At 54.6% G+C, this 15,211-nt stretch carries 17 protein-coding genes; 9 read left to right on the plus strand and 8 right to left on the minus strand.

The window, feature by feature from the left end; translation table 11 throughout:
* Positions 1 to 226: 226 nt before the first annotated feature.
* From AO356_RS21545 to AO356_RS21560, 4 genes are all read left to right on the plus strand, one after another.
* A complete protein-coding gene (locus AO356_RS21545; RefSeq protein ID WP_060741454.1) occupies positions 227 to 751 on the plus strand; it encodes a hypothetical protein in 525 nt (174 codons plus the stop codon).
* Between the two features lie 125 nt (positions 752 to 876).
* A complete protein-coding gene (locus tag AO356_RS21550) occupies positions 877 to 1,491 on the plus strand; it encodes a hypothetical protein (protein WP_060741455.1) in 615 nt (204 codons plus the stop codon).
* Positions 1,492 to 1,524: 33 nt separating this feature from the next.
* Positions 1,525 to 2,397, plus strand: coding sequence for a hypothetical protein (locus AO356_RS21555; RefSeq protein ID WP_203225759.1), 873 nt, complete (start codon positions 1,525 to 1,527; stop codon positions 2,395 to 2,397).
* Between the two features lie 308 nt (positions 2,398 to 2,705).
* On the plus strand, positions 2,706 to 2,906 hold the full coding sequence (locus AO356_RS21560; RefSeq protein ID WP_060741456.1) for a hypothetical protein: 201 nt from the start codon (positions 2,706 to 2,708) through the stop codon (positions 2,904 to 2,906).
* A gap of 117 nt (positions 2,907 to 3,023) precedes the next feature.
* Here the strand turns inward: AO356_RS21560 and AO356_RS32635 are convergent, their stop codons facing one another.
* A complete protein-coding gene (locus AO356_RS32635; protein ID WP_146042643.1) occupies positions 3,024 to 4,193 on the minus strand; it encodes a hypothetical protein in 1,170 nt (389 codons plus the stop codon).
* A 492-nt stretch (positions 4,194 to 4,685) separates the two neighbouring features.
* Here AO356_RS32635 and AO356_RS21570 point away from each other — a divergent pair, with 492 nt between their 5' ends.
* Positions 4,686 to 4,898, plus strand: a complete 213-nt coding sequence (locus AO356_RS21570; protein WP_060741458.1) for a hypothetical protein — start codon at positions 4,686 to 4,688, stop codon at positions 4,896 to 4,898.
* Between the two features lie 74 nt (positions 4,899 to 4,972).
* On the opposite strand, the gene AO356_RS21575 is transcribed toward AO356_RS21570, so the two are convergent.
* Both AO356_RS21575 and AO356_RS21580 read right to left on the minus strand, forming a co-directional pair.
* The gene (locus tag AO356_RS21575) at positions 4,973 to 7,300 is read right to left on the minus strand and encodes a hypothetical protein (protein WP_060741459.1); all 2,328 of its coding nucleotides are present in this window, start codon (positions 7,298 to 7,300) and stop codon (positions 4,973 to 4,975) included.
* A gap of 221 nt (positions 7,301 to 7,521) precedes the next feature.
* Positions 7,522 to 8,406: a LysR substrate-binding domain-containing protein gene (locus AO356_RS21580; protein WP_060741460.1), complete on the minus strand. Its 885-nt coding sequence runs from the start codon at positions 8,404 to 8,406 to the stop codon at positions 7,522 to 7,524.
* Positions 8,407 to 8,512: 106 nt separating this feature from the next.
* On the opposite strand from AO356_RS21580, the gene AO356_RS21585 reads away from it, so the two are divergent.
* Positions 8,513 to 8,962 (plus strand): PACE efflux transporter, encoded by a 450-nt coding sequence (locus AO356_RS21585; RefSeq protein ID WP_060741461.1) that lies wholly within the window; start codon positions 8,513 to 8,515, stop codon positions 8,960 to 8,962.
* A gap of 97 nt (positions 8,963 to 9,059) precedes the next feature.
* On the opposite strand, the gene AO356_RS21590 is transcribed toward AO356_RS21585, so the two are convergent.
* From AO356_RS21590 to AO356_RS21600, 3 genes are all read right to left on the minus strand, one after another.
* Positions 9,060 to 10,043: a hypothetical protein gene (locus AO356_RS21590; protein ID WP_060741462.1), complete on the minus strand. Its 984-nt coding sequence runs from the start codon at positions 10,041 to 10,043 to the stop codon at positions 9,060 to 9,062.
* Between the two features lie 344 nt (positions 10,044 to 10,387).
* Positions 10,388 to 10,816, minus strand: a complete 429-nt coding sequence (locus tag AO356_RS21595; protein WP_060741463.1) for a DUF2628 domain-containing protein — start codon at positions 10,814 to 10,816, stop codon at positions 10,388 to 10,390.
* Between the two features lie 219 nt (positions 10,817 to 11,035).
* Positions 11,036 to 11,464, minus strand: a complete 429-nt coding sequence (locus tag AO356_RS21600; RefSeq protein ID WP_060741464.1) for an HD domain-containing protein — start codon at positions 11,462 to 11,464, stop codon at positions 11,036 to 11,038.
* 204 nt (positions 11,465 to 11,668) lie between these two features.
* On the opposite strand from AO356_RS21600, the gene AO356_RS21605 reads away from it, so the two are divergent.
* Positions 11,669 to 12,379 carry an AzlC family ABC transporter permease gene (locus tag AO356_RS21605; protein ID WP_060741465.1) on the plus strand — a complete coding sequence of 237 codons (711 nt, stop codon included), beginning with the start codon at positions 11,669 to 11,671 and terminating at the stop codon, positions 12,377 to 12,379.
* On the plus strand, positions 12,376 to 12,684 hold the full coding sequence (locus AO356_RS21610; protein ID WP_060741466.1) for an AzlD family protein: 309 nt from the start codon (positions 12,376 to 12,378) through the stop codon (positions 12,682 to 12,684). Before AO356_RS21605 ends, AO356_RS21610 begins: the two co-directional genes overlap by 4 nt.
* Before the next feature lie 53 nt (positions 12,685 to 12,737).
* Here AO356_RS21610 and AO356_RS21615 read toward each other — a convergent pair whose 3' ends face one another.
* Both AO356_RS21615 and AO356_RS21620 read right to left on the minus strand, forming a co-directional pair.
* Positions 12,738 to 12,944 carry a hypothetical protein gene (locus tag AO356_RS21615; RefSeq protein ID WP_060741467.1) on the minus strand — a complete coding sequence of 69 codons (207 nt, stop codon included), beginning with the start codon at positions 12,942 to 12,944 and terminating at the stop codon, positions 12,738 to 12,740.
* A 232-nt stretch (positions 12,945 to 13,176) separates the two neighbouring features.
* Complete coding sequence (locus AO356_RS21620; protein ID WP_060741468.1) at positions 13,177 to 14,388, minus strand: MFS transporter; 1,212 nt, start codon at positions 14,386 to 14,388, stop codon at positions 13,177 to 13,179.
* 127 nt (positions 14,389 to 14,515) lie between these two features.
* Here AO356_RS21620 and AO356_RS21625 point away from each other — a divergent pair, with 127 nt between their 5' ends.
* Entirely contained in the window at positions 14,516 to 15,022 is a 507-nt protein-coding gene (locus AO356_RS21625) for an anti-virulence regulator CigR family protein (RefSeq protein WP_060741469.1), read from the plus strand.
* Positions 15,023 to 15,211: the final 189 nt, after the last annotated feature.

Genomic DNA, 15,211 nt, shown 5'->3' on the forward strand with positions numbered 1-15,211 from the left:
ATTACCGTATCCGCACGGTTGCTCGATTTCTTGTCCGCGCTTCTTGACGGGCTCGGTAATATCCAGCCATACGAAAGACCTCGCAGGGTTTTCACAAGAAGATTCGTTGCTTTCTGCGTGTTGGTCGCTGTGTTCGAGTTAGTAGCACTGAACGAGTTCTATAGCGTTCGTGGATAAGGCTGGTGAGGGAGTGGCTGCGTGCCCAGGCCGCGATAGAAGATTACGGATGACATCACTAGGCTCCAACGAGGTTTTCATCATCCGGCCGAAGATCGGCATCGGTCGTTTGCTCTTTGTCCCACTGCTTCGCCAGACACCCTGGGGCATTACGGCAGTCTTTTGTATCAGCTTATCGACCGGGCTGTCGTTACCTGGCAGGCAATGGCCGGGCATCATCCTCGCAAGCCTTGTTGTGATTTGGTGGGTATATCAACTGGGCAGAGATATCAGCGCGCGTGCTTCACTGATTGTGCGATCGTCTGGTGTGGCTTTCCTCGGATGGTATCGGCTAACGAAACGTACACCGCTGCGAATAGTGCTCAAGCCCGACGGCCACGCTGCTGTTTTTCGCTCGTCCTACAGCAATTACATCGAGTATGAAAACGGGCGCTTGTTAATCGCTCGCCGTGTCGTCGGAAAAAAAGTCAATCAACAGAAACAGCTCGCCTGTGAGCTCGCCGCGTTTCTGGGCGTATTTGCATACGTCGATGATGGCTCTGGACGACTGAAGAGGTTAGCCGGCCAACGGTGAGGTTCCCAGCGCAACCAAGCAAGCGAAGCCCTGCTCAAGGCTCGTACCTACGCATTGCGGGCCAAGTCTTATAAGTTAGCGCTCTGTGAGTGATAACCTGCGAGCTCTTCTATAAGGATGCAGTTATGAAAAGCTGTTCGAGGACGCTCGGAGCAAATCTCGCTAACGGTATAGTGATCCCCGCCGCTTGGGTATCGGGGCTTGCGACGATAGGACTCTTGTGGGGCGTGGTACGGTTTTGGCCCGATCAGTTTACAGTCGAAGGACGTCAGCTCTTCGTGGCTTCCTGTTCTATTTTTTGCCTCGCCATAGGGTACTTGATATGGCGCAAGAGACGAGCAAAAGCACTTGTCGCATCCATCAACCTGAAAGAAGGTCTGAGCCTTGACGATACTCAGCTGCTCGGCTATCCAAGCCCCCTGTTTTTTGTCTTTGACCTTTCCAACAAGAAACTCGCTCAATGCCAAAGCGTCACCGGCGACTATCAAATTCGAGACTTCACGTGGGTAACAGGCTGGCAGTTTGAGTGGCTACGGATTGACAGCCGGGTGTCGGGCGGGGTTATGCAAGTAGTCGATGGGGCAGGCATGAGTGTTCCAGTCGACGAGCTTCGGCGTAGATTCATAAAATTCTCACTGGTTTTGACGGTTGCCGATACAAGTCATCCTCCCTTCCGTTTTCCAATGAACCGGAGCGCAGCTGAAGGGTGGTGTACCCGGTGCAATGTGCTTTTCAAGTGATAACACGAAGCGAATGGGCAACTGGGAGCGCTAATGCCGTACAACTATACGAACGGCCGCTACCTGGTCTTCAAAGGCAATGGCAGCGATGGGGCACCCTTGGGTCGGATTCACCAGGACGGAATAGTTCGAAATCTCCTGGGTGAGCCGCTGTACTACATAGACATGGACGAACATGCGTTCTGTTCGGTCGATTTTATCTTTCAGGGCAATATACAAAAATGTCGCGGCACGTTTTGTGTGCTCGGCGACAAAACGCTTTTCACATTTTCCGAGATGAAGGTTAAGCCACTGGGAAACGAGACCGAGGAGCAGGCGCTTCACAGGGAGTTCAAGAGGAGGGCGCTAAGTTTGGCAGGGCAGATCGTCCAGGCGAAAAATGAGATGGTGCAGGCACGCTTGGATATGGCCTGGTCCAATTTAAACCCTTTCCGTCGTTTCCGTGCCTTCTTCACTGGCCGAGCCCGCAGGGTGCGAGCATCGCTAGGGTGGCGTTACAGCGGGTTGGATCATGAGTTCAAATCGAAGGCTTTCCCCATCCCCTCATCAGCACTCGCGACAATGGTCTTGCGGGCTGTGGATGCAAGGGAAACGCGGACAGACCACGACTATGAGACGGTCCGATTACACGTGAACTCAAATCGCGGTCTGTCCCCAGCTTTCTGGTTTCCGTCGATTGAGGTGGGTTGTATAGCGGCACTTGCAGCAAGTCCTCTTCGTGGCTCGCGCTGGGAAAGCATCCAGTCAATTTATACTCCGCGTTTTTGCCCGGACACTCGCCAAATTGGTCGGAACTTATATGAAAAAAGTGATTTTGGCATTCTCGCTGGTCACACTGGCAGCCTGCATGCCTTATCAATCAGTGACCTCGCCAGATCCAAACTGGATGCGTCTGGGGGGAGATGAGCCTGAAGGTTATCCAAAGACGTTTGTCGAGAACCTGAGCGGCAATTGCGCTCTGGTTACCGAGTCGTGGTCTGATGGGAGAATCAATGGTCGTCTTCTGTGGACCAAGAAGCAGTCTCGAAAGGCTGTTACCTGTCCATAGGCGATGTGTAAGGGCTGATTTCGCCGGGAAGAAGGGACAAGCCACGATCATGCGGCGGATTAATTACAGGTGAATTCAAATCATGGTTTGTCCCGGTTTCACGTTCTGGCGTGTGATGTAATCGCGTCGAAGCTGATGAAGCAACGTCCCGAAGAAGGGTTAATCAATGCCAAAGAAATCTCAGGAAAGCAAAGCAGCGACTGCAGCTGAAATCGAGCGCTCTATCCAAGCACTGAACAAAATGGCTGAACGCCTCTGGGGTGATGGTCGGGAAGCAGAAGCGAAGGCCCTGCTCGATGCTTTGGATGCTTTAAACAGAGCGCTCGACAGGATCAGGATTGGGGAGAGCCGCAGGGTTCTTCATTGAGAGGAAAGGGGGCAACAGGTAATGCCTGGAAGGTGCTTTTAGGCGCGCCGTAGCGCGAAGAACGCTAACAAGCCTACTTGATCCAGCCCATGCCCCAATTTTCCATGACGATAGAAATCAAAGCCTGAATCCAGTGACAACCTGCTTGGTGGGGCCACTGGATGACGTCCCATAACACGCTTGCCAAGCAACGTTAAATTCATTGATTAAACTATAGGTTCCAAGCTCATAGACATCTATGGAGTCCGGGTCAGTCTTGGACTTTCTCATGGGTTGAACGATCATGCCCCGCACTGGAATTCCTGGATTAATCAGCGCAAGCAAGATTTTATTAACCAACTCTTTCTTTGCATATACATCCGAAGTCGATGTGCTTGCCAGGTTTCCGTTGGTTCCAAGTAGGCCGAGCAAGCAATAAAAGACCCAGCGTGTAGACATCTGTCGGCCATAACTGGCATCGCCGAGATGGGCGTCCACACTGCCTTTGCATTCAACTATGAGGTACTCCTCGACCGCGCCGGTCTGCAAATTTCGCTTGACCCATATCTGGTCTATTCCATTGGTTCGCCCTGATGAGGCTTTACCTATTTTCAACTGATAGTTAGTACCCATGACGGTTACCATTAGTTTGGCTGCGCCATACTCTCCTCTGTTCTCCGATGCGTAGTGTTTGGCATTTGAATCTCTTAGGTTTACATAATGGTTATTAAGTCTATTGCCGGATTTTACGTCGTTCCTGCGGAATTTTAACCAGCCGCAAACCTCGGAATACGCGACTGGATCTTTAGATAAGTCAGATAAACACAGTTTTATATTTGGGTCGTTAGGGCCGAGTAGGTGGAAATTTTTACAGAAGTAATCGCTGGCATTCTTTGATACGGGATTGGAGAAGTTGAAATTTGGCTGAATAGAGCTGCCCGAGGTGAAGTAAGCATCGGCGTTCAAGGCTTTTTTTATTTGTTGAACATCATCTGTGTCGAGGAGAACTAATTGATCGGTACGCCAAGTGGCGTATTGTGCGTGAGGGTTATAGGGAATGCAGTGCCTGTTTTGGAGCTGATGGATTGCCACGCTCTCTTGGCGAGAAGAACTCAGGTAGAACCCACCTAATTGACCGAGCGGGGTAAACGGATAGCCGCCACTATGGATGGCTGGAGACGGATTGTTGGCTTTAGGTCCGCCAAAAAATACGCTATTGCGCTCTTGCACGATAATGTTGTTTGGTGCAAGTGATAATATTGTGCTGTTTAGTATTTCACTGGGGTCGTAGCTATTAAGATAGTTCATCGGATTTCATTCCGAAATTTAATTTTGCATTTTAATATAGTCGAGAAAATGTAATCGTCAAATCGCAATGCGATTATCGGGAAGGGCTTGAGCACGCGTTGCGAACAGATGAATATCAAAAAGCGCAGACTTGGGAATTTGCAGGGGGGGCAGGGTCTGTTCCAAGTTTCAAGTGAGCCCTGTCTGAACGTCTGGAGTGTTTGGTCTGTTGCCTGTGGCTGCTCTAGTTTCATTATGAACCGTTGGATGAAGTTCCATTTTGCATAGACACAGTCCTGATCTCTTCGCTGCAGGCAGTCTCGATGATCATTGACCGGTTCCTGCCCAATAAATAGCGCAAATCGAGGGGCAGACCCCAGCAGGCAGTGAGCATCGCCTCGTAATGAATTTACCGGCGGTCCGACCCTTTGGAATTACTGCCGCCCGGGGGACTCCATTCATCGAGGAATGTGTATTCCTCAATAGCGGTGAGCACCGCCCGAGGTAAATGGAATGACGTCGTTCGAAGAATTCAGGGCCACATCCCATGAGCTTCTCAAAGAGCTGGATGCCGCGACGATAAAAATGATGATGCTGGTTTCTGCGAAAGAGGTATCCGGTCCTTTTTGGGAGGATGCTGCCCAGCGGCATCATGACGCTGTAGATGCTTGGCATTCCTTCCTCAATATCCCTACGGATTTCGCGGCGGATCCGCCTCTTTCTTAGATGAACCCGAAATTGTGGTCTGCCATCTACTTTCCGGAGAACTGCTCAGGCGCCATGCAGCGCCGAGCGTCCTGTCATCCGAGACGCAGATACCTGAACCAGACAGGGCCCGATACCGCGAGCGTGGTCTCTGCGGTGCGGTGCAAAATACCCAAGCCCGGTTCATCGTCCTCATGAAAGCCGGCAAAGACCGTACGCCCTCCTACGGCGGGTATCAGCAACTCCACTTCGGCTGCAGTCGAGTTACTGGTATATCCCATGACCAATCTGACTTTTTGCCCTTCACGTGGGGAATGAGGTAGTTCCAGGTTTCCTGGCTTTCCATGCAAGTCTTCGCCGAGAGGCCAGCGTTTTCGGGCGCCATTGACGAAGAACTTTGGGCGTTCCAGCAGGGCGCCCAGTAGTGTGGCCAGCCTGTCCAGCACTGGCACCCTGAATGTGCAGTCTAATAAACGGATATCGCCATTCTGGCTGGCAGTGACCAAGTCTCGATCATCATGGGTATCAACGATCACGGTGCCATACGCTTGGAGCAGGACCGGCGCAATGGGAGGTCGAGTGCCCAAGCAGTCGATCCTTGAGACGCAACCGCCTGTCATCGTGTATTCGCCTGGCGCTTGAGGCTTGAAGGCAATCCCGTCTTCCTGACCAAAACCACGACAGTTTCTTATGGAGGCCAGCACTCGAAAGTTCGCGTTATTGCCCTGTGTAGCAATGGTCTCACCCACCATGTTTTCCAGGTCGAGTTTGAGTGCGAATAGGCTTTCTTTTGAGGGGAGCCTGTCATCGAGATTTACCTCCACATTCAGGCCGGAGCCATGGGCATTGTGGACGGTGAGTTCCTCGCATACTGCAATGGATGCGTCGGCGAATTGAATTTTACCGGGCCTGACCCAGAGCCGTTGCGGCACATTCAATTGAGATCGATAGTCAAGGCCATCGACAACGATCCTGCGCCAAAATCGATACTCGATTGGGGTCCCGGCGGGTTTTGCCGTGCCAGAGCTTTGTGAATGCAGAAAAAGCTCCAGATCGCCGACACCTTTATTGCTGATGATCGTGATGTTACGCATCAGGAGGTCGCCATCGCAGAACCCTCCCGTGTCACCTCTCCCTTTCACAAAACCGTCGCTGCGACTTGCCATATTACGGGCATGGAAGGTCACCGTATCGAGGTCTAAAGTGCCGAGCGCCGTCACAAGAATCCCGCTATGTCCGACCACCATATTGCGCAATCGCAACCATTCCATGAATGGCTGATGGAAATCCACACGGCTGAGCACGCCGTCCCGCAGGGTGACCCGTTGGCAAAGATTGTTACCGGTCGCGCCCCATCCTTCACCGTCGGCATGGGGCGTTATTTCAATGTCGTAGCAGGTATTGAGTTGGAAGTTGTAGGCATAGTTGAAACTTTCGTTCCGGATCGCCCACTGCATCTCAGTGCGAGCCCTCACCTGACAGCATTCAGCAAAATAAACATAGGTTGGGTTGCGTGGCGTATAGATATTTTCATCCTGGATGAAGCGCACATCCAGATCGAGCAAGCTGGTGCTGACACGTACGTATTCGTTTGATTCAGCATTGTTGCGAATGTCCAGCGTTAATCCCTTGACCGTGCGTCGTCGATCTTCCATTCGAAACACTTTCACCGAGGATACGTTAACGCCGGCCAGGGAGTACCTTAGCGGCGAGGACACAACGCCATCTTTGTAGACTCTGTTTAGCTCGATCCGTTTTTTTGTCTCCGAGCGGTAGGTGTAAAAATCCTGCTCGGTGTAGATGATGACGAAGCTGTCGCTGACTTCCGGACGGCCGAACCAGCCCGAGAATCGTGACGAGCCTACGTCGAGATCCTGAGAACTCATCAAGAGCCTGACGACGGCTGAATCTGGCCCGTAGGTCTCTGCGCTGTTTTTTCTGCCAAAGACAAAGCGCCCGGACCAAGCCGAACAGTCGAATACGGCGCCAGAAAAATCGCAATCGGTGGTGAGTTCAACGAGGCCGTTACCGATGAGTTTGAACCGACCCCTTGCAACCAGCGTCGCTTGCGCCTCGTTGGCCGCCCTTGCTGCTTTCTGCAAAGCGGGCACGCTATCTTCGTTGCCCAAGGGGTCTGCGCCGAATGCCGCCAATGACATTCGCTCCGAGGCGTCGGCAAGTACGCGAAGTTTCAGGCCTCCGGCAGTCACCAGATGAGGTTCGGCCGTTTCTGCCATGACTTCATACTGGAAGCCTTGCGCTAGAAGCGTGTCTCCTACCGATATCGCCGAGTCATTCAGCTCGACATCTTCCAGCATTTCGGAGACCGAACTAAACAACGCGCCGATGCGTGCAGACAGGTAGCGCACGAGTTTGGCTTCGGTAATTGAGTTATCAGGTAATTCTTCAAGTTGAAAGTTCATGGTTCTATTTCCTACGTAATAAGTACCGAGGTACTACCTTAGGAATGAAATTGAATGCGGGGGTGCACCAGATTTTATGCAGTCAGTTTTCAGCAGGCGAGTTGAGTAAGTAACTGCCTATGTAGCCTGTGATATGTTCGAGTGATAACTGTCAGGTATGACAGAAGCGACAAGCGGTCAGTTGGATGTGGTTGCTGCGGGTGAAGTCAAGAACACCTGATTCAACCAATACTCCGCCCCAGCAACCACTCACTAAAAGCCCGCACCTCCACTTGCCGCTCCCGTCCCGGCACGCACACCACGGTATACCGCGCACCCGCCAAGCGAACCTCCGGGCGATAATCAACCAGCTCACCACGCGCAACAGCCTCAGCAACCAGCACGTTGCTGGCGAGCACCAGCCCGTGCCCGGCGATCGCTGCCTGCAGTGCATGCTGTTCCTCGTCATAACGCCGCAAGCGGGCGTTCTCCAGCCAACCCAGGGTGCCGGCCTTGGCGCACCATGCAGGCCAGTCGACTGCGACGTTTGCGCTGCTCAGCCACGGCACGTCGATCAGTTCGACGGGCGAGCCCGCCGCGGGTGGTTGCCAACCGGGTCGGCAATAAACGCCAAAGTGCTCATCCAATAAAGGCTGTTCGAACAGTTGTGGGTCCGGTCTGAACAGGGCGCGGATCGCCAGGTCGATGCTGGCGTCTCGTCGCAGGTCCACCACGTCGTTGCTGCTGTGCAGCCTGACGTCGATCTGCGGGTGCAACCGATGAAAGTCCCCGAGCCGAGGTATCAGCCACAGGCTGGCGAACGCTGGCGTTGTGCTCACCACCAGGGACTGCGCGGCACACGTTGGCGACAGTATCTGCAGGCCTTGCTGGATATCGAGCAGGGCGCGGTGCATGTAAGGGTGAAGGCGCTCGCCGTCGGCGCTCAGGCGCACGTTTTGGCTGGAGCGATCGAACAGGCGCACGCCAAGGAAGGCTTCAAGGCTTTTGACTTGGTGGGAGATCGCCGCCGGGCTGACGTTCAGTTCCTGAGCCGCGGCCTTGAAGCTGCCCAGCCGTGCGGCGGACTCGAAGCCGCGCAAGGCGGTGAGGGGCAGTTTGGCGAACATGGGCGGGTAGGTTACTCAGGTTGAGCGTGGCTCAATTTAGCTCAATTGTGCGCGGGGGCTCAACTTGCCAGGCTGTGGTCTTCCAATCCGGCTCAGGAGCCCGCCGATGCAAGGCACGCCCCGTAAAATCCTCCAGGCCATCCTCTACGAAGCCGGCGGTGTGTTGTTCGTGGCCCCGGCGCTCGCGCTGACCTACGAACAAGGGATGGGATATTCAACCCTGCTGTCGCTGGTGATTTCTGCCGTTGCGCTGGCCTGGAACATGCTTTTCAACGGCCTGTTCGAGTGGTGGGAGCGTCGCCAGCGCAGCCGCCATCGCACCTGGCTGCGACGACTGCTCCATTCCCTGGGATTCGAAGGCGGCTTGACGTTGATCCTGACTCCGGTGATTGGCGCATGGTTGGGCATCAGCCTGTGGCTGGCGCTGGTGACCAACCTGGGGTTGTTCGTGTTTTTCTTTTTTTACGCGCTGGTTTTTCAATGGGTGTTCGATCGAGTGTTCGATGTTCCGCTTTCGGCGCAGTCCGCAGCCAATGCCATGACTGGGCAGGACTGATTTATTATCTTGGATGATTAACGCTAACCTGGAAAAGCCGGGGGCAAAGCGGAGCCCCCGAGGGGCTTGCATCAATCTATCCCTTTTTCTCAAGTACTCAGAACTGCGCGTTGGCCCCCGCTGTTTGGAGTATGGATTTGCAATATGAAACGATGGCCCTCTCGGCTTCATTCAGCGGGCGTCCGCCTTTGGAAATGACACGTCCGTCGGGGAGTTGGGACCATGAGTCACTTTCGCCCAGATTCATGTTTCGTTTGGCATATTCGTTCAAGCGCTCCAGGCACATATAGGGGAGGTCGTTGGTTGTCAGGACGGCTGTAATGATTTTTTGAGTGGCATCAGCCGTTATCTGGGACGTACCGTTTGCCGGAGTTCCAATTGCCCCCGTCGCTTTACCACTGACTGAATTGTTTTTGTTTTCATCGATGGCCTTTTTGAGCTCTGCTTCTTTTCCAGCTAATTCAGCTACCTTCGCGTTGGCTGCGTCAGAAGGTGTGTCGGTCATCACTTTTTTCGCTGTCGCCAGTTCACTCTGAACGGCCGTCAATTCTTGCCGCTGGGCCGCTAATCCAGCGACTGATGCGCTGCCGGAGGACGATAGGTATACAGCCGGGGCAATGGCTCCCTGGTTAAGTTCTTCCACGGCTGCCAATGCCACCGAGTAACGTTGGAGCCTTGCCAGGAAAAAATTATATTGTGCATCATCAAGGGTGTCGTTCATGCGCGCTTCGCAGAGTCGATAAAATTCATCTCTGAAGAGCTGAATGTTCTTTGACCTGACGCCAATGTAGGCTGCCGAAGTTTGTACCGCGGCCGCTAATTCCGCCTTGGCCCTGTCGCTCAGCGTGCCGGAGGCAGCGAGTTGGGCCGCATAGGCTTGCATTGCATCCGGGCTGGGTTCCGCACAAATGGTGTCGTTACCGCTTACGATCGCTCTCTGGTTAATGTCTATGAATACGGATTTTTGTCTCTCTTGGGCAGTTTGAGGTAGCTGGAAGTCATGAGTCCTGTAGATGCTGTTCCAATTTGCATTGCAAGCAGTTAAGAGTAATGCAGTTATTATCAATAGTATTGTTTTCATCTGCTGCTCCTTTGCATTGTTTTTTTACGTCGCTCAGGCTCAGGGTAGTCGGGCTTTTGTAGGTTGCCATTATTTGCAAAGGTTTTAAGAGCGTATGAGTGCGAGTGTTTAAAATGCGGACAGATATGTATCGCTTACTTAACACCTGGTTGGATTTGGGGACGGTGTCGGCTCGCAAGCCGCCCCGAAGTTCCGAGTGTCATCGTACTGCCGAGTCTCCCGCGACCTATGAGTCCATGGGCGCGATACTTTTTTATTATTAAAAACCAAACTCCCACGACTCAGAAACAACAAGCCCGCACACTCATGACGAGGTGCGGGCTGTTGATTACCCGAGCCTGCAATCAGAGACGCATGCCTTTGAACGGGTTCCAGCCTTGCTCGCCTTTCACTTCTTTGAGGTAGTACGCGTAGTTGGCCATGAGTGCGTACATCATCGACAGGGCGATGCTCAGGCCCGTACTCAAAGGACGGGGAAACTCCATGCCGATGAGTGCGAAAATCACGCTCAATGCGATATTGATCGCCAGGAAAATACCCAGCAGGGCCAGGTTTTTCTTCCAGAGGCCCAGGACGAACAGGTAGATAGGGCCGAAGAAAAACGCAATCACGTTGGCGTTGATGAGGATTTTTTTCTTGACGCCAGGCAGCGTCTTGACGGCTTCCTTGTAGCGCGGGTCGTTTGGTGCACCGTAGGTGTCAAAGAAGTCGAAGCGTTCCTGCCATTTGGCGCTGTATTTGCCAGTGCTTTGTACTTGTTCAGTCGTGCTCATTTTCAAGGCTCCTGTTTTCCATAAATAGTTGTCTTTCTTCCAAGAAATCCTGTGCTCTGGTTTAGAGCATTGGTTGCTTTGGTTTTGTCGAAGATTCGAGCGAGTCGTCCGGGGCACTTATTTTGCCGCTTTATGACCGTTGATGTGGAACATTCCGCATTGGCAACTTGAGCGGTCGCTTGGTCTGTGACGCGCTTCACTCTATTTTTTCAATGGCACCTACCTTTGCAAGGCCGTCAGGTAGTCAGTCGCCTTGCGGTACTTTTCAATCCGATCCAGGTCTTTCTGGCTTGGCTCGCTTATGCGGGATAAGTCGCTGTTTTCCGCAAGGTCTGCCAGCTTCACTCGGCGCGCGATCGGGTCGCGAGCAGCCCGCTCGATAAAGGCCTGGTAAGTCTCTCCTTCGCGTTTGGTGAGCGCGTCGATTGCGCCCAGGATTGCTTCGCCGAAGCCTTCATCGCGCAGGTCGGCGAGGGTTGTCGCGGTGTCTTCGACCACGTCGTGCAGCACCGCCACGATACGCTCTTCGTCATGGGCCAGGCGCAGCATGACCTTCAGAGGGTGCAAAACGTAAGGCGCGCCCCCCTTATCCACTTGCCCTTCATGGGCCAGCGCGGCAATCGATATCGCTTTTTCAAGGGTGCTCATGGTATTCACCTATGACGTGGTGGCAATTTGAATGACGCCCGTTTTGAATCGGGAAATGGGGCACGGTACGCGCTCGTCGCTGGCTTTACGACTAATAGGATTCGCCGGGTTGATGGGGATAGGTCCGCCGAGAAGTTCTCGCCATGAAGATTCAGCTTCATACTCCCAGCTTTTACACCGTGGATAACCAGAAGAGGCGATGTTTTGTCGAGCGATCAACCCCATTTGCATGAGCTAAAGCTGAAGCACATTTACGACGGTTTCAAGCAACTGATCCCCATCTCTCTTTTTGTCATCGTATTCGGCGTTGCTTTCGGCCTGGCGGCTGCGCAAACGGGCTTGAGTGATACGTCAGCCGTGCTCATGAGCACCCTGGTTTTTGCCGGCGCTTCTCAATTTGCCGCGTTGGATCTGTGGGGGCAGCAAGTGCCGGTCGTTCCGCTGATGATCACCGTCTTCGCTATCAACGCCCGGCACTTGTTGATGGGCGCGACGCTTTACCCGTGGTTGCGGGAATTGCCCGTTGCCAAACGCTACGGTGTGATGCTGGTTGTCTCGGATGCCAACTGGGCCATGGCGATGCAGGCGTTCAGTCAGGGCAAGCCGGGGCTGGGGATTTTATTTGGCGGCGGCATTGCACTGTGGGTCACTTGGATCCTGGGGAGTTGGCTGGGGCTTCATTTTGGCAGCGCCATCGAGAACCCGGTCAGTTTCGGGCTCGATATGGTGATGGGCTGTTTCTTGTTGGCGATGGTCGTGGGCGGGAAAAAGAACCTGCGCATGCTCATCATCTGGACTGTGGCGGCCTGCTCATCGCTGTTGGCCTATTGGTATTTGCCGGCGAACAGTCATGTCGTCGTCGGTGCATTGGCGGGTGGGATCCTGGGTGCGGTGTGGATGGAGAAAAAACAATGAATATCGAAACCGCGGGTTACGGCACATTGATCATCTTATCGATCATGGCCGTGGTGACATTGGCGACTCGCTGGGGCGGTGTTTTCGTGATGTCGTTCGTGCCGATCAACTATCGGGTGCAGCAGTTCATCACGGCCATGTCTGGCTCGGTGTTGGTGGCAGTATTGGCACCGATGGCGGTCAAAGGTGATGACGGCGCACGCTTGGCGTTGCTCACCACGGCAGTCGTCATGTTGATCCTGAAAAAACCGTTGCCGGCGATTGCGGCCGGCATACTTGCGGCGGCTTTAGCCAGGCAGTTCTGAACAGCCGAGTCGCCCGCACACAACCGGGCGACGGAGCCCTACCAACACTCAGGTCAAAAACTCAGCGCAGATGCTTCTCCAAACGAGTGATCCTGTCCTCCCGTCATGAAGTGCAGCGACATCTCCTGCGGCGCCTCGATGGGTGGAATTTCAAAACTCCCCACCACCTGCCCCTGAAGCGCACTCAGCCGCATCGACTCTTCTTCCTTTAACTTTGCCATTCTCGCGTGGTTCGCTGCGATTTCGTTGAGAGTTGACACGGTACATCTCCGTTTGCTGACCAAGCATTGATTAATTTGCCGCCGCGTCAGAATTACGTCGTTCTTGGCTGCTGAGACAGGCCAGTGCAAACCCTGAGCCAGACAGGGCCGCTTGTTGGCCCCGCCATTGGACAGGTGACGAATGGCGGGGCAGACGTCCTCGACGCTGGCAACGTTTCAACCATGCCTCAACAATAAGTCACTGATAATACAAACCGACGCTCCGGCAGGGTCAGTCGGTATCGGTGCGGTAGACGCTTGCTCCGTGTGTTGAATGCCTGTTCAGCAGGACCACTGCGGCGCCGATCAGAGCGGTGACAACCGCCAGCAGCAGAATCACCTCCTGCGTACCGACAGGCGCGGCCAGCACCGCGACGAGCAGGCCCGCGAGCGGTTGCGACAGGTTGTTGAGCAGGGTGATGACGCCGACGGTCTTGCCGAAGTCCTGGGGCGGAATGACTTGTTGGCGCAGGGTGCGGAAGTAGACGTTGAACATTTTGTCGAAACCGACGATCAGCAAGAAGCCGACGACGTAGCCCCCTGTGTTCGGGCTGAGGGCAGTGACGAAGGCGCCGACGGTAATCAGTGTGTAGGAGAGGGCACCCAGCAGTTTCAAGGGCAAGCTCACCCGGGCCAGGATAAACAGGATGACGATGGTGACCAGCGCACCGGCTGCCTGCAACCCGGCGTAATCATCCTTGCCAGCGCTGTAGTGGCCGATGACCATGGCCGCCGATGTGGCGAGGGTGACGCCGATGATCAGGTTGACGCCCACCGCCAGGCTGATGATTTTTTTCAGTTCCGCCAGGTTGCGAATGTGGCCGAAGGCAACGCGCAACGGATTCAGCCAGAGGTCGTGAGGTTGCTCGAAGGTTTCCAGGGTGACCGAACTGGTGCGCTGCCAGTACCCCATGGCCAGGTCCGCCAGCAGGAACAGCCCGGCAATCGCCAGCACCACCCAGTGCCATGCCCACACCTCAAGCAGCAGCGCAGCGATCAGCGGGCCCAGTACCAAGCCGGTCTGGTCGGCGATTTGCGAGTAGGACAGGGTCTTGGTGTAGGTGTAGTGCTTGAAGATGTACGGCATCACCACTTCGCGGGCCATGATGCCCTGGGTGGTCAATACGCCGCAGAGGGCCGAGAGCGCCACGATCCAATAGATGCCGCCGAAGATGCCATACAGCAGCACTGCCACGCCGCAGGCTACGGCGCGATAGACCTGGCTGATGTGCAGGATGCGAATCGGCGGAAACTTGTCGCACAGCGCGCCGCAGATCGGGAACGCCAGATAGCGTGGCAAGGACTCGACGAAGAAGGCCAGGCCTGCCCAGGCGACGCTGTTGGTGGTCTGGAAAACAATCAGCGGGACGATGAACAGCAAGATCTGGTCGGCCAACCGAGAGAGGAACATTGAGGTGAAAAAAGCCAGGTAATCCTTGCGCATGAAACTCCTTGATTGCTGTATTCGGGTGTAATCCAGTCGGCCAGCGGCGCGCAGCGTGATATGGAACTAATATCACCGTTAGTCTCTATATCTTTACAGGGGACATCCCTTTTTTGAGAGAACTGCCATGTTCAAATCGCGCTCGTTGATTGCCGCAGCAACCTGTTTCGCCCTGGCGGTGGGCCCTGGCATTGTTGTCGCGGACCCGGGCAACGGCAAGGGCAATGCACAATTCGATCAAGGCCAGGGCCACGGGCAAGGAGGTAAAGGCGGGCAGGGCAACAAGGGCGGTCAAGGCAATCCCGGCAACAAGAGCAACCAGGGCGGCAAGGGAAACCAAGGCGGCGGCGATTGGCATAACGGCCCGAGCATTGACCGTGGCGGCATTCTGGGGGTGATTGGCGGCTATCGCGATTACTGGAGCCTCGGCCCGGCACTGCCGCCGGGCATCCAGAAAAACCTGGCCCGAGGCAAGCCGTTGCCCCCCGGCATCGCCAAGAAGCTTGATGGCCGGCTGCTGGGGCGGTTGCCGCACTATGACGGTTATGAATGGCAGCAGGTCGGCACGGACCTGATCCTGGTGGCGATCGCCAGCGGCATCATCTACGAAGTGCTCAATGGCGCGTTCGACTGACCCGGTGTTCCAACTGACTGGCAGCTCTTTGCAGCGGCACCATTCAGTGAAGCGAACCTCCTGTGGGAGCGAGCTTGTTCGCGATGGCGTCGTTTCAGTCACTTCATCATTGGCTGAATTGACGCTATCGCGAGCAAGCTCGCTCCCACAGTTTCGGTATTCACCACAAATCCCTTGCGGGACAGGGTT

Origin of the sequence: Pseudomonas fluorescens (genome assembly GCF_001307275.1) — a bacterium.
GTDB lineage: Bacteria > Pseudomonadota > Gammaproteobacteria > Pseudomonadales > Pseudomonadaceae > Aquipseudomonas > Aquipseudomonas fluorescens_AA.

Coding starts and splice junctions, on each gene's coding strand:
- AO356_RS21555 (WP_203225759.1), top strand. CDS start 1,525: ATGCCGTACAACTATACGAACGGCCGCTACCTGGTCTTCAAAGGCAAT.
- AO356_RS21595 (WP_060741463.1), bottom strand. CDS start 10,816: ATGAGCACGACTGAACAAGTACAAAGCACTGGCAAATACAGCGCCAAA.
- AO356_RS21620 (WP_060741468.1), bottom strand. CDS start 14,388: ATGCGCAAGGATTACCTGGCTTTTTTCACCTCAATGTTCCTCTCTCGG.
- AO356_RS21600 (WP_060741464.1), bottom strand. CDS start 11,464: ATGAGCACCCTTGAAAAAGCGATATCGATTGCCGCGCTGGCCCATGAA.
- AO356_RS32635 (WP_146042643.1), bottom strand. CDS start 4,193: ATGAACTATCTTAATAGCTACGACCCCAGTGAAATACTAAACAGCACA.
- AO356_RS21575 (WP_060741459.1), bottom strand. CDS start 7,300: ATGAACTTTCAACTTGAAGAATTACCTGATAACTCAATTACCGAAGCC.
- AO356_RS21590 (WP_060741462.1), bottom strand. CDS start 10,043: ATGAAAACAATACTATTGATAATAACTGCATTACTCTTAACTGCTTGC.
- AO356_RS21625 (WP_060741469.1), top strand. CDS start 14,516: ATGTTCAAATCGCGCTCGTTGATTGCCGCAGCAACCTGTTTCGCCCTG.
- AO356_RS21560 (WP_060741456.1), top strand. CDS start 2,706: ATGCCAAAGAAATCTCAGGAAAGCAAAGCAGCGACTGCAGCTGAAATC.
- AO356_RS21580 (WP_060741460.1), bottom strand. CDS start 8,406: ATGTTCGCCAAACTGCCCCTCACCGCCTTGCGCGGCTTCGAGTCCGCC.
- AO356_RS21610 (WP_060741466.1), top strand. CDS start 12,376: ATGAATATCGAAACCGCGGGTTACGGCACATTGATCATCTTATCGATC.
- AO356_RS21550 (WP_060741455.1), top strand. CDS start 877: ATGAAAAGCTGTTCGAGGACGCTCGGAGCAAATCTCGCTAACGGTATA.
- AO356_RS21545 (WP_060741454.1), top strand. CDS start 227: ATGACATCACTAGGCTCCAACGAGGTTTTCATCATCCGGCCGAAGATC.
- AO356_RS21570 (WP_060741458.1), top strand. CDS start 4,686: ATGACGTCGTTCGAAGAATTCAGGGCCACATCCCATGAGCTTCTCAAA.
- AO356_RS21585 (WP_060741461.1), top strand. CDS start 8,513: ATGCAAGGCACGCCCCGTAAAATCCTCCAGGCCATCCTCTACGAAGCC.